The sequence below is a fragment of the Erythrobacter sp. S43 genome (assembly GCF_057364955.1).
Window position 1 is genome coordinate 2827390 of the sequence record NZ_CP200285.1, and the last position, 13000, is coordinate 2840389.

The following is a 13000-nucleotide window of genomic DNA, read 5'->3' on the forward strand; positions in this document are numbered from 1 at the left end:
CGCATCGTGCAAGAGGACATTCCCCGAGCTGCTCGTAACCTTTGCTTCGGTGCTGCGAACCAGCCGTGTTAGGCAGGCAGAAGGAGGACAGCGATGCCAAGCGAAACGATCACCATAGATAACGGCGCGCATGCGCTATCGGGTTCACTCGAGCTGCCAACCGGGTTGGTTCGTGGTGCCGCCGTCTTCGCGCACTGCTTTACCTGCACCAAGCAGAGCAGGGCCGCGATCAGTGTTTCGCGCGCTCTGGCCGCCCAGGGCATCGCAACTGTGCGTTTCGACTTCACGGGTTTGGGCGGTAGCGATGGAGAATTCGGAGAGGCTGGCTTTACCGCTGATATCGGAGACTTGGTTGCGATCAGCCGCGCGATGCAAGACCGGTTTGGGCAAAAGTTGCTGCTGGTCGGTCACAGTTTGGGCGGCGCGGCGGTGCTCGCTGCGGCAAGTGAACTTGGCGCGGAGACCGTCGCGTCGGTGGCTACGATTGGTGCACCGTCTGATGTTCCTCATGTGCTGCACAATATTGAGGGCGATATTGAGCAGATTGAACGGGACGGGCAGGGCGAAGTTACCATTGGTGGTCGGCCATTCCTTCTTGGAAAGACGTTTCTTGAAAACACCCGGTCGGTTGACCTGCTGGAATTGGTGAAGGGCCTGCGCGTGCCATTCCTTGCCATGCACTCGCCAACCGACACGATTGTGGGGATCGAACACGCCAGCGCTCTCTTTGACGCGGCATTCCATCCAAAGAGTTTTGTGAGCTTAGCCGGTGCTGATCATTTGCTGACACAATCCGAAGATGCATCATTCGCTGCTGGAGTAATCGCCAACTGGGCGACGCGATATTTGCCTATGCGCGAGGGCTGGCCGATGCCGGACGAAGGTGTCGTAGTCCAAACCGGCAATGGCAAATTTGGAACTGAGGTACACACCACGTCGCATAACTTCGTTGCGGACGAACCTTTGAGCTTCGGCGGCGATGACACGGGGCCGACGCCTTATGACCTGCTGCTTTCCGCGCTGGGCACATGCACCGCAATGACGATGAAGATGTATGCCGATCGGAAGAAATGGCCGTTCGAGGGTACGCGGATTCATCTCACTCATCAGCGCAACCACGCCGAGGACTGCGGGCACACATTGTCGGCCGAGGAGGAGGGCATGCCTGCTCAGGCATTGCATCGCGATATAGAGATTTTGGGCAGCGAGCTTTCAGACGATCAGCGCAAAAGGCTCATCGAGATTGCGGACAAATGCCCAGTTCACCGCACGCTGGAAGGGCACCTGCACATCCACACGCATGAAGTTGTGCAGGGTTTGTCGGGTTAGCGCGGCAAAGACAGAATCCGCTGAGCAATCAGCTCCAGCTTGCTGTTGTCCAATGTGGCTTCCGGGTTGTTCCAACCGAGCGAGAGGACGTAGTGTTTGCCGCTCACATCTTCGAGCATCCATGTGAGATTTAGAACACCGGGTTCGGATCCGCCTTTATAGCCGACATACGACCACCCTTTCCGGGCACTTGGCGTAATACTCTTGTTGATCGAGAGAATATCCCACGTCGTTTCATCTGCGAATGTGCCCAAGTGCTTGAAGAGGTTTGCGAGGTCAGCCCCACTTGCGAACCACTCAATATCGAGAGCGAACGGGCCATCGGCAAACGCTGCATTGATCGCTTCTTGGTCAACGCGGGTGTTTTCAATTTCGGCCAGAATGTCCGAGCGTTCGATCTTGTCTCCATTGCGATAAGCCTCGACACGTTCCTTTGGGCCACCTTTCAATTGGAACAACTGACGGGTCGTCAAGAATGGTGAATTCAGACTGATCTGGGAATGGCCGCTCGCCAGCAGCATAGCCTTCAATCGGTCATGGCCGACAACCTTCATCAATTGATCGGTAGCGGTGTTGTCGCTGATCGAGATCATCATGCTCGCCAGCGTATGAAGGGTCACTGGCGCACCATCCGGCCAATCCTGCATCTGCCCGCTGGGAAAGCTCTTAACATCAAGGGCAACCACATCATCCCACTTGCGATGACCCCGCTCGATGTCTTGAGATAGGGCGGCGAGCACATAGAGCTTGAACGTGGATCCGATGGCCAATTGTTTGTCGGCATTGATTGATAGAACAGGATCGCTGTCATCCAGACGGGTGAAGTAAGCGCTCACTTCACCAGGGAGTTCGGCCAGATCGGATTCGATCTTTTCAATCGTGTCATTGATTGGCTCGAGCGAAGTAAATCTCAGCCCGACGATTTTGTTTTCCTGTTCCGGGTCAATCGCGATTTGCCCTCGCGCAATGCCGCGTTCGAGGCGGATAATCAGCGATGACTGGTTCGCCGAAGGATTGGACAGCTCTTCAACCGCTAGAGCAGCACCAAAATTGTCTGTGATTTGAGCTGACAATGCGTCCAGTTGCGTGGGCGAAACCGCTTGAAGAAAGCGTTCGGAAAATACCTCATCGTATTCTCCCTCAAGCTCTTGGTTCAAGAGATCAACCACTTGAGAAGCGCGTGCCTCAAGCGCAGGTTCGGCCTGCGAGTCGGAAGCGTTCGGTTCCGTCTCATTGGGTGTTTGGGCATGCAGGGGAAGGGCCACAGACAGGCTTACGGCAAGGAGAATACGAGAAATCATTGCTTTGCCTCTCTGGATCCTAATTGGAGTAAGGAGCTACAAGCGAGCGCTTGTCCCAATACATATGAGCGCAAACTGAATCAGCATCGCGACAGCTGTAGCGGTCTGCCATCCCGTACCCGCCGAACGGATCCCGCGGTCCCATGACCAGGCGTAGATTATTCCGCTTGAAAGTGCGGCAAGGCCGATTGTGAACCAGCCGCTCTTGTTGATCAGAACGAAGAAGATCGTCGAGATGACGACAGTCTGGATTATGATCGCAGCGGCAAACCACGCGATTGGTATCGGGCGATATTGCGTGTCCGGGATGTACCAATCGGGCAGGGCGCTATCAGGTCGAGAAATCCGCCGATCACCCGCCATGATATCCTCTTCGCGCGGGTCGGGGTATTTTGGATCGTCCGGATCAGGCATCAATCATATCGCGGTCCATTTCGCCCGCGCGGTTTTGTATGAAATTGAATCGGTGTTCCGGGTTGCGGCCCATCAGTTCGTCGACCAGCCGCGCAACGCCTGCGCGGTCCTCGAATTCCTGGGGGAGGGTGATGCGAACCAGCGAACGAGTATCTGGGTTCATGGTCGTTTCGCGCAGCTGCTGCGGGTTCATTTCGCCCAGACCCTTAAAGCGGCCGACTTCGACCTTTTTCCCTTTGAAGACCGTGGCTTCCAGCTCGGCTCGGTGAGCATCGTCTCGCGCGTAGCGGCTCTCTTTCCCAGCGGTTAGGCGATAGAGCGGAGGCTGGGCGAGGAAGAGGTGACCCTTGCGAACCACGTCGGGCATTTCTTGGAAGAAGAACGTCATCAGGAGCGTCGCGATGTGCGCGCCGTCAACGTCCGCGTCAGTCATAATGATTATCCGGTCGTAACGCAGGTTTTCCGCATCACAGTCTTTGCGCGTTCCGCAGCCGAGCGCGAGCGAGAGGTCGGCAATCTCGGAGTTTGCGCGGATCTTGTCAGCCGTTGCGCTGGCCACATTGAGGATCTTGCCTCGAATGGGAAGGATCGCTTGTGTCTTGCGGTCTCGAGCCTGTTTGGCACTGCCACCCGCCGAGTCCCCTTCGACGATGAAAAGCTCGGTTTCGCGGTCTCCTTCCCCAGAACAATCGGTGAGTTTTCCGGGCAGGCGCAGCTTCTTCGCATTGGTCGCAGTCTTCCGCTTGATTTCGCGTTCCTGCTTGCGGCGCATGCGCTCTTCCATGCGGTCCATCACCTCGCCCAGAAGCGCTTTGCCGCGCTCCATATTGTCGGTGAGGAAGTGGTCGAAGTGGTCGCGAACTGCATTCTCGACAAGGCGCGAAGCCTCGGGAGAAGTCAGCCGGTCTTTGGTCTGCGACTGGAACTGCGGATCGCGAATGAAGACGCTGAGCATGATCTCCGCGCCGGTCATCACATCATCGGCAGTGATGTCCTTTGCCTTCTTGGCTCCGGTCAATTCGCCAAACGCGCGCAGCCCTTTGGTCAGCGCCGCACGAACACCCTGCTCGTGCGTGCCACCATCGGGGGTGGGGACGGTGTTACAGTACCAGCTGGTCGACCCATCGGAGTATAGCGGCCAAGCGACCGCCCATTCCACCTTACCCTGCGACTGGCCCGCCTCGTTCTCGGGAAACTCCTGAGTGCCGGTGAAGGGCTGCGCGGTCACGCATTCGCGCTGACCGATTTGTTCAGAAAGGTGATCGGCAAGGCCGCCGGGGAATTTGAATGTCGCTTCTTCCGGCACATCCTCGCTCGCGAGAGACGGTGCGCATTTCCAGCGGATTTCGACGCCTGCGAAGAGATAGGCCTTGGAGCGCGCAAGCTTGAACAGACGATGCGGTTTGAACTTGCGGTCGCCAAAGATCTCGGTGTCGGGAACGAAGCTTACAGTGGTTCCGCGCCGATTGGGCGCTGCGCCCACGGTCTCAAGCTTGCCCAGCGTTTGTCCTTTGCCAAACTCTTGCGCGAACAGCTTCTTGTCACGCGCGACTTCGACGCGTGTGTGTGAGGAGAGCGCATTGACCACGCTAACGCCCACACCGTGCAGACCTCCCGATGTGGCATAGGCCTTGCCCGAGAACTTGCCGCCTGAGTGCAGGGTGGAAAGGATCACTTCCAGCGTCGACTTACCCGGAAACTTCGGGTGCTCATCGACCGGAATACCGCGGCCATTGTCCGAAATGCTCAGCCGGTTGCCTTCGTCAAGGCGCATTTCGATGCGGTTGGCATGGCCAGCCACCGCTTCGTCCATCGAGTTGTCGAGAACTTCGGCAGCGAGGTGGTGCAGCGCGCGATCATCGGTGCCACCGATATACATGCCGGGACGCCGACGAACCGGCTCCAGACCCTCAAGCACCTCAATCGAGGATGAATCGTAGTTTCCGCTGGAGGCGGGGGCGTTCTCAAACAGATCGTCGGACATGTATTTGATATAGGGCGCAGAGGTGTGCCCTCACAAGTCAGGCAGATCGATTTTTGCTCAGTTCCCGAAGCCGGTTGGTGCTGCATCCACAGCCACGACCCGGTTGCCCTCTACCTTGCGCACCTCCAGCGCGCGTTCGACCACGCCAATGCTGGAGAAACGGAATGGACCGTCCACGCCCAAGAAGCCACCTGCATCAAACAGGCGTGCCGATGGGAATGCGTCGCCGACGCGCCAGTTTTGAGCGATACGCAAGGTCAGAAGCACGGAGTCATACCCCAAGGTCGCGATGCGATAGGGCTTGGTGCCGAAACGTGTTTCGTAGCTGTCTGAGAAGCGCTTGAAACGGCCGTCGGACACGGCGGAGAAGATCGCGCCGTTGACTACGCCAGAACGGGTGAGGGCGGACTCGCCGCTCCACAGCTCGGTGCCGAGCAATTGCGGGTTGTCGCTCCCGCGTTTGAGTTCACCTGCCGCGCGGACAGCGAGACGCGCGCCGTCTGCGATCAAAACAGTGTCATAGCCGCCGCGTGTGCGCAGGCGCTGCGCCGCGCTGATGATCGAAGTGTTGCTGCGAGTGTAGCGCTCGAATGCGGTCAACTCGCCACCCTGAGCTCGCACCGCGCTGGTCAATGCGCTGTACGACCGCTGGCCATAATCGCCATCGGGCAGAAGCGCGGCAAATTTGCTGAGGCCTTTGCTGCGAGCATATTCGACCGAGCGATTGATCGACTGCTCGGGAATGTGTCCCATCACCAGCACGCTGCTGCTGGCGACATTGGTATCGTTCGAGAACGAAATCGCCGGGATACCCGCAGGCTGCGCGACCGAGCGAACAGCGGGCACGTTCTCGGCCAGAAGCGGGCCAAGGATCAGACGGTTGCCGTCGGCAATTGCCTGACGCGCCGCCGCGTCAGCGCCTTTGGAGGTGTCATAGGTGGTGATGCGCAGGTTGCTGGCATTGGCGTCAATCAACGCCATCATGGTCGAGTTCGCCAATGACTGACCAACCGCAGCGGTGTTGCCGGTGGTAGGGACCAGTAGTGCCACACGATGCCGCGTTTCATCTGTCGGCAAAGCTGTAGGCGCAGGCACTGCAACCGTCGGAGTGGGTTCTGGTGGTGGCGCGGAGGCCTCTGGCACACCCGAATCCGGGATGACCGCACAGCCTCCCAAAAGCGCGGCAGCGCCCGCAATGCTCAACGAGCGCCGGTTCAACGCCGCACGAGTTTTTCCAAAAAGCGACGTGCCACGAATGGCTGCATCCAAAAGCTTCATTCTTGCCGACCCCTGATCGCTGGTTCAAAGAGGTTACGTGAACACGCAAGCCCCTGAATCAGCCCTGTCTCAATCCCTTAGCTCCGGTATTTATATCGTGGCAACGCCGATTGGCAATCTGGGTGATATGACTCTGCGGGCAATCGACACTCTCAAGCGGTGTGCTGTGATCGCTTGTGAAGACACAAGGGTGACGGGCAAGCTGCTCAAACACTTCGATATCGACACGCGGATGCAGCGGTATGACGACCATGCTTCGCTCGAGGCCGCCGAGCGATTGGCGGAGCGCGCGCAGACCGAGGCGGTCGCGTTGGTTAGCGATGCGGGGACGCCTTTGATCTCGGATCCTGGCTATCGTCTCGTTCAGGCAGCGCGCGAGGCGGGTGTATCGGTTACAACCATTCCCGGTGCTAGCGCGGCGATTGCAGGGCTCACGCTGTCAGGTCTGCCCAATGACCGATTTATGTTCGCCGGTTTTCTGCCGCCCAAAGACAAGGCGCGGCGCGACGTGTTGGAAGAATTGGCCAGGATCGAAACCACCCTTATCTTCTATGAAAGCGGCCCGCGGCTGCTTAAGAGCCTTTCCACCATGGCAGAGCTTTGGCCTGAGCGAGAAATCGCCGTGGCTCGTGAGATCACCAAACTACACGAAGAATGCCGCACCGGGCAGGCCGCTGACCTCATTTCCCATTTCGAAGCGCATACTCCCAAAGGGGAAATAGTCCTGATGGTCGGCCCTCCCGTGGCGCAGGAACAATCCTTCGACACTGACGCGATGCTGCGCGAAGCTTTGCAGGAAATGAGCACTGGTAAGGCTGCCGGCAAAGTCGCGAAGGCAACGGGCCTCGATCGTCAAACGCTTTACGATCGCGCTGTCGAGCTGAAAAACGGATGAGCGAGAAACGCGTCATCGCTGACCGAAAGGGCCGCGAGGCGGAGGCTGAGGCTGCGCAGTGGCTGATGCAGCGAGGCTTTGAGCCTATCGCCGAAAGGGTGAAGACAAAGGTCGGGGAAATCGACCTGATTGCGCGCAAACCGGGTTTGGTTGTCTTTGTTGAGGTGAAGTGGCGTAAGAAAGCCGCAGATCTCGATCTGGCGATCGATGAAAGGCGGCTCGCGCGCGTTGCGGCGGCGGTCGAAGTCGTAGCGCACGAATATGCCGGACCCGCCGACGATATCCGCATCGACGTATTGCTGCTTGCACCCGGCGCACGGCCACGCCACATCGAGAACGCTTGGATGCCTTGAGGCGTCAAACCCAGTCGGAGAATTTGCGTGACGCTTAAAGTCGCAGTCCAGATGGACCCCATCGAAAGCATCAATATCAAGGGCGACAGCTCTTTCGCCCTGATGCTTGCAGCGCAGGAGCGCGGCTATGAAGTCTTCGAATATCATGTCGAAAGCCTGACGCTCGACGCCGATGGTCGCCTGTATGCCGAATGCTATCCGGTTACGGTGCAGCGGGTGGAGGGTGACCACTTCACCAAAGGCGCGATGCAGCGGCTTGATCTGGGCAAGGATATCGATGTCGTCCTGATGCGGCAGGATCCGCCGTTCCATATGGGCTATATCACCGCGACGCATCTTCTTGAGCGGATCAAAGACGAGACGCTGGTGGTCAACGATCCCGCCAATGTCCGCAACGCGCCTGAAAAGGTGATGGTGCTGGATTACCGCCGTTTCATGCCGCCAACGCTGGTCACCCGCTCACCCGACGAAGTGAAGCGCTTTATGGCCGAGCACGGCGCGGTGGTGGTCAAGCCGATCCACGGCAATGGCGGCAAGGCGATCTTCCGTATTCCCGAGAATGGTGAGAACCTCACGGCCCTGTTCGAGGTGTTCAATCAGACATGGCCCGAACCGCATATGGTTCAGCCCTTCCTCCCCGAGGTCTCCGAGGGCGATAAGCGCATCGTCTTGATCGACGGTGAAGTGGCCGGCGCGATCAACCGCATTCCGGGCGAGGGTGAGTTCCGCTCAAACCTCGCCATGGGCGGCAGCGCGGAGAAGACTGGCCTGACTGAGCGCGAAGTCGAGATTTGCGAAGCAATGGGACCGGAGTTGAAGCGGCTTGGCCTGACTTTTGTTGGTATCGATGTGATCGGCGGGAAGTATCTGACCGAGATCAATGTGACTTCGCCGACTGGGATCGTGGCGATTTCTGAGTTCGACGGGACTGACCTAACCGGGATGATCTGGGATGCGATTGAGGGACGGTTGGGGACTAGAAAATCAAACGGAAACCACTAGTCCGAGGTTACGAGAAATTGGGAGAAAAATGTTGAAGGCTTTGAGTTGGTTTGTGTTGGCGCTTGGCGCAATTACCTTCGCCGCGTCGCCAGTTCTCGCGGAAGAGCAAATTCGATTTGAATACGATCCTGCCAAACAGCCCAAGAGTTCTGATGGTACTTTTATTCCGTCTGGCAAGGGAATAAATGTAGTTTTTGAGGGACATATCATGCCAATGAAGCTCTGCGCGGAGGATGGTAAAGTCGTCATCGATATGTATTCTCCTTGGGCAGATAAGGTGAGAAAAGTCCGACTTACTCTCGAGAATGGCGAGTGTCGCTACGTGACCCCTGCTCAGGTGTTTCTCCTATCGGAGTCAAACGGAATATTGTCGATGGCCCCATTGCGCAATGTCAGCATCTCACCTGCGCCACTGCCGATAATTAGATAGCTGAACCATCGCTATGTAACGTCTGACAGGTGTGCAAAAGGATGCTATCCCTTCCTCGCCCGCGGATGCGCATTGCGATAACTCTCCAGCAGGCTCGCAGCATCGACCTTGGTATAAATCTGGGTTGATCCCAGCGAGGCGTGCCCAAGCAGTTCCTGCAAACTGCGCAAATCCGCTCCCGCTCCCAGCAAATGCGTTGCGAACGAATGCCGCAATGCGTGCGGCGTCGCGGTGTCGGGCAAGCCGAGCGCTTTGCGCGCATTTGCCATCGCCTTTTGCACCATACCGGGTGACAGCGGCCCGCCTTTGACGCCGCGAAACAAGGGTTCGTCTGCCTCCAACGGCCAAGGACAGGAACTCGCATATTCGGCCACCGCGTCGCGGGTGATGGGCAGGATAGGGACGATGCGTTGCTTGCCGCCTTTTCCGGTGACCTGCAGAACGTCGCCGAGCGGCGCGTCCGAACCTTTGAGCGACAGAGCTTCGGCAATGCGTAGGCCGCTGCCATACATCAGCAACAAGACCGCCCGATCACGCGCGCCGACCCAGTCATCGGCAGCAGTACCGTCCACGAGCTCGGCGATGTTGCTCGCTTCATCTGGTGTGACGGGGCGGGGCAGGCCCTTCTTAATGCGCGGTCCACGCAGCCTCGGGGCAGCGGGATCGGGATCGCCTGTTTCTGCGCGAGCAAAGGCGACAAAGGCTTTCAGGGCCGAAAGTTCGCGCGCGGCGCTTGTGTTTGCCAAGCCTTCAGCGCGCCGAGCGGCGAGATGGCGGCGCAGGTCATGCGCTTCGATCGCAGCAACGCCTTCCAAGGATGTCAGACCATTTGCAGCCAGCAACCGCTGCGCCGCCGAGCAATAGGCGCGGACGGTGTGGGGAGAACGGCGGCGGTTGTCAGTTAGATGCGCGCGCCAAATTTCGAGGATGTCGCCCGCACTCATGCCGACACCAAGTCATCGGAGACGAGCTCGGCCAGCAGCCCATCGAGGAGGGGGAAGCCCTTGGAGGTTACACCGATACGGTTTCCTTCGGACCACACCATGCTCAGGTCGCGATAACGAGCCAGTTGCTTTGGGTCTATCAAAGCGCCGCGCTCAAAACCAAAACGGCGGGTGAGATCAGCAAGATCAAGCCCTTCGGCCAGTCGTAATCCCATCAGAAGAGCTTCGGTCGCCTGTTCGCTGGTCGACAGCATTCGCTGCTCTGCAATGCCATGCCCACGTTCGTTTATCGCTTTGAGAAAGTTCTCCGGCTTTTTGTGCCGCGTGGTTGCGAAGCCGCCACGGCGTCCATGCGCGCCGGGACCGATCCCCGCATAGTCCTGATACCGCCAATAGGTGAGGTTGTGCAGGCTCTCCTCGCCGGGCCGCGCGTGGTTGCTTATCTCGTAGGCGGGCAGGCCCGCTGCTGCTGTCATCTCTTGGGTAAGCGTGAAGAGTTCGGCTGCTTCATCATCATCAAGCGGCTCGAACACCCCGCGCCGAACATCGGTGGCGAAGCGTGTGCCGGGCTCGATAGTGAGCTGGTATAACGAGAGGTGTGAAGTGCCGAAACCGAGCGCTGTTTCCAACTGTGCCGCCCATTGCTCGGGCTTCTGATTGGGGAGGGCATAGATCAGGTCAAAACTGACCCGATTGAACGCCTTGAGCGCCGTTTCTAATGCCTTGAATGCCTCTTGTGATCCATGGAGCCGTCCGAGCCATTGCAGCGTTTCGTCATCCAGAGACTGCACCCCGAGCGATACACGGTTGACTCCGGCGCTAGCTAACGCATCGAAGTTCGCCGCTTCAACGGAGGAAGGATTGGCTTCAAGTGTAATCTCGATATCGCTGGCAAAGCCCCATAATTCCTGAGCTTTTTCGAGGAGTGCGCTGACCGTCACGGGAGGCATCAGCGAGGGCGTGCCCCCACCGAAGAAGATCGAAGTCAGAGGATCTCCGCCTGCTGCCTGCGCTTCGGCTTCCATGTCGGCCACCAGTGCTTCGGCCCACACTTGCTGATCCACATCAGCGCGCACATGCGAATTGAAATCGCAGTAAGGGCACTTTTTCTCGCAAAAGGGCCAGTGGATATAAAGCGCGCGTGCCATAGCTTCTTTCAGGCTTCCTTAAGGCAGCCAAGTCAAGCTTGGGGCATGTTTTTTCGTCGTATCATCGGCTTGGCGTTGGCCCACATTACCCTTGGGGCGATGCCTGCTCACGCCGAAACGGGATCACGGCAAGAGATCTGGCTTAAGGTGCACAACGATGCGCGCGCCGACTTTGGCAGTGCGCCCCTTGTGTGGAATTCCGAGCTGGAACAACAGGCACAGGCCTATGCCAAGGAGTTGGCACGAACGGCGCGTATGAAACATTCGCCGAGGAGCGAACGTCCCGGGCAAGGTGAGAACCTTTGGATGGGAACCAAGCGGCGCTTCACCTTTGCAGAGATGATTCAGTCACTTGTCGATGAAAGGCAATTCTTCATGCCCGGCCAATTCCCTGAGGTTTCAAAGACCGGCAAGTGGGCCGATGTGGGCCATTACACGCAGATCGTCTGGCGCACGACGGGTGAGGTTGGTTGCGCCAAGGCAGAGGGGCGACAGTTCGATTTTCTCGTGTGTCGATACTATCCGGCAGGGAATGTAATTGGGACTTATCTTGCGCCGAACTGATCCGCGACCAGCTTGGCAAAAGCATCAGCGCGATGGCTGATGGCGTGCTTCTCTTCTGGGTCGATCTCGGCGAAGGTCTCGTCGCCTTCGCGCGATGAAGGGACGAACACCGGGTCATAGCCAAAGCCCAATTCGCCCCGCGGCGGCCATGTCAGTTCGCCCGGGCAAGTTCCCTCATAGACGGCGTGCTCACCGTCGGGCCACGCGATGGCCAAGACGCAGTGGAACGCGGCATTACGGGGCGTGTCAGGGCCAAGCTGCTGCAGCATCCCCTCGACCTTGCCCATCGCCATGTACCAGTCGCGCCCCGGCTCGCCTTCGAACCATTGCCGTTCGGCCCAATCCGCGGTGTAAACGCCGGGGCGACCGCCCAGCGCCTCTACCGACAGACCGCTGTCATCAGCTAAGGCGACAAGACCCGAGGCCTCAGCCGAAGCGCGCGCCTTGATCAGGGCGTTCTCAACAAAGGTCGTGCCCGTTTCAGCGGGTTCGGGCAAGCCAAGCGAACCGGCGGAAAGACACTTCATGCCAAAGGGCTCAAGCAGGGCCGAAATCTCTTTCAGCTTTCCCGCATTGTGCGTCGCAATGACGAGTGAGCCTCCGCCGAGCTTGCGTGTCACTTCACCGCGTCCAATTGCGCTTTGAAGATGCCCACGCAGCCGATGTTCGCAAGGCGCAGAAGGCGCAGCAGACCTTCCTCGTCATAGGTCGCGCCTTCAGCCGTGGCTTGAACCTCGGCAATTTGCCCGCCGGAAATCAGCACGAAATTGGCATCCGCATCCGCATCGCTATCCTCGGGATAGTCGAGGTCGAGAACGGGCGTGCCCTTGTAGATGCCGCATGAAATAGCCGCGACTTGGGCGGTGATCGGATCCTGTTTGATCTCGCCAGCTTCGATGAGACTGTTCACAGCCAGACGAAGCGCTACCCAAGCGCCGGAAATCGACGCGGTGCGTGTGCCGCCATCGGCCTGAATTACGTCGCAATCGAGCGTGATCTGACGTTCGCCGAGCTTTTCCAGATCGACCACGGCGCGCAGTGAACGGCCAATCAGGCGCTGAATTTCCTGAGTGCGACCCGACTGCTTGCCACGCGCTGCCTCTCGTGAACCGCGTGTGTGCGTTGCGCGGGGGAGCATGGAATACTCGCCGGTTACCCAACCTTCACCTTTGCCGCGAAGCCATGGTGGAATGCGCTCTTCAACGCTGGCCGTGCAAAGAACTTTGGTATCCCCAAAGCTGATCAGGCACGACCCTTCGGCGTGTTTTGTGTATCCGGTTTCGATGGTGATAGCGCGCATTTCATCGGGCGCGCGTCCTGAAGGGCGCATATTTGTCTCCAATTGATTGCGGGCAATT

The 13000-nt window shown here is 58.4% G+C and carries 14 protein-coding genes; 6 read left to right on the plus strand and 8 right to left on the minus strand.

What is annotated here, in order from left to right; translation table 11 throughout:
* The first annotated feature begins 93 nt into the window (after positions 1–93).
* Positions 94–1329 (plus strand): bifunctional alpha/beta hydrolase/OsmC family protein, encoded by a 1236-nt coding sequence (locus AC0V6K_RS13970; RefSeq protein ID WP_472623253.1) that lies wholly within the window; start codon positions 94–96, stop codon positions 1327–1329.
* On the opposite strand, the gene AC0V6K_RS13975 is transcribed toward AC0V6K_RS13970, so the two are convergent.
* From AC0V6K_RS13975 to AC0V6K_RS13990, 4 genes are read right to left on the minus strand one after another with little or no spacing between them, the layout of a single operon-like run.
* Positions 1326–2630, minus strand: coding sequence for a serine hydrolase (locus AC0V6K_RS13975; RefSeq protein WP_472623255.1), 1305 nt, complete (start codon positions 2628–2630; stop codon positions 1326–1328). The genes AC0V6K_RS13970 and AC0V6K_RS13975 overlap by 4 nt on opposite strands.
* Positions 2631–2666: 36 nt before the next feature.
* Complete coding sequence (locus AC0V6K_RS13980) at positions 2667–3044, minus strand: hypothetical protein (protein ID WP_472623257.1); 378 nt, start codon at positions 3042–3044, stop codon at positions 2667–2669.
* Positions 3037–5028, minus strand: coding sequence for a DNA topoisomerase IV subunit B (gene parE / locus AC0V6K_RS13985; protein WP_472623259.1), 1992 nt, complete (start codon positions 5026–5028; stop codon positions 3037–3039). The genes AC0V6K_RS13980 and parE overlap by 8 nt, the downstream gene beginning before the upstream one ends.
* A 57-nt stretch (positions 5029–5085) precedes the next feature.
* Positions 5086–6306, minus strand: coding sequence for a penicillin-binding protein activator (locus tag AC0V6K_RS13990; protein WP_472623261.1), 1221 nt, complete (start codon positions 6304–6306; stop codon positions 5086–5088).
* 37 nt (positions 6307–6343) lie between these two features.
* On the opposite strand from AC0V6K_RS13990, the gene rsmI reads away from it, so the two are divergent.
* Genes rsmI through AC0V6K_RS14010 form a run of 4 tightly spaced genes read left to right on the plus strand, consistent with a single transcriptional unit; the run spans position 6344 to position 8986 of the window.
* The gene (rsmI, locus tag AC0V6K_RS13995) at positions 6344–7201 is read left to right on the plus strand and encodes a 16S rRNA (cytidine(1402)-2'-O)-methyltransferase (RefSeq protein WP_486172672.1); all 858 of its coding nucleotides are present in this window, start codon (positions 6344–6346) and stop codon (positions 7199–7201) included.
* Complete coding sequence (locus tag AC0V6K_RS14000; RefSeq protein ID WP_472623265.1) at positions 7198–7554, plus strand: YraN family protein; 357 nt, start codon at positions 7198–7200, stop codon at positions 7552–7554. Before rsmI ends, AC0V6K_RS14000 begins: the two co-directional genes overlap by 4 nt.
* Positions 7555–7581: 27 nt before the next feature.
* Complete coding sequence (gene gshB, locus AC0V6K_RS14005; RefSeq protein WP_472623267.1) at positions 7582–8556, plus strand: glutathione synthase; 975 nt, start codon at positions 7582–7584, stop codon at positions 8554–8556.
* Between the two features lie 28 nt (positions 8557–8584).
* On the plus strand, positions 8585–8986 hold the full coding sequence (locus tag AC0V6K_RS14010) for a hypothetical protein (protein ID WP_472623269.1): 402 nt from the start codon (positions 8585–8587) through the stop codon (positions 8984–8986).
* Positions 8987–9030: 44 nt separating this feature from the next.
* On the opposite strand, the gene AC0V6K_RS14015 is transcribed toward AC0V6K_RS14010, so the two are convergent.
* Positions 9031–9930 (minus strand): tyrosine recombinase XerC, encoded by a 900-nt coding sequence (locus AC0V6K_RS14015; protein ID WP_472623271.1) that lies wholly within the window; start codon positions 9928–9930, stop codon positions 9031–9033.
* Complete coding sequence (hemW, locus tag AC0V6K_RS14020) at positions 9927–11078, minus strand: radical SAM family heme chaperone HemW (RefSeq protein WP_472623273.1); 1152 nt, start codon at positions 11076–11078, stop codon at positions 9927–9929. The genes AC0V6K_RS14015 and hemW overlap by 4 nt, the downstream gene beginning before the upstream one ends.
* On the opposite strand from hemW, the gene AC0V6K_RS14025 reads away from it, so the two are divergent.
* Positions 10983–11642 (plus strand): CAP domain-containing protein, encoded by a 660-nt coding sequence (locus tag AC0V6K_RS14025; protein ID WP_486172673.1) that lies wholly within the window; start codon positions 10983–10985, stop codon positions 11640–11642. The genes hemW and AC0V6K_RS14025 overlap by 96 nt on opposite strands.
* On the opposite strand, the gene rdgB is transcribed toward AC0V6K_RS14025, so the two are convergent.
* On the minus strand, positions 11624–12262 hold the full coding sequence (gene rdgB, locus AC0V6K_RS14030) for an RdgB/HAM1 family non-canonical purine NTP pyrophosphatase (protein ID WP_472623277.1): 639 nt from the start codon (positions 12260–12262) through the stop codon (positions 11624–11626). The two genes, AC0V6K_RS14025 and rdgB, sit on opposite strands and share 19 nt — an antisense overlap.
* Positions 12259–12972 carry a ribonuclease PH gene (gene rph, locus AC0V6K_RS14035; RefSeq protein WP_472623279.1) on the minus strand — a complete coding sequence of 238 codons (714 nt, stop codon included), beginning with the start codon at positions 12970–12972 and terminating at the stop codon, positions 12259–12261. Before rph ends, rdgB begins: the two co-directional genes overlap by 4 nt.
* Positions 12973–13000: the final 28 nt, after the last annotated feature.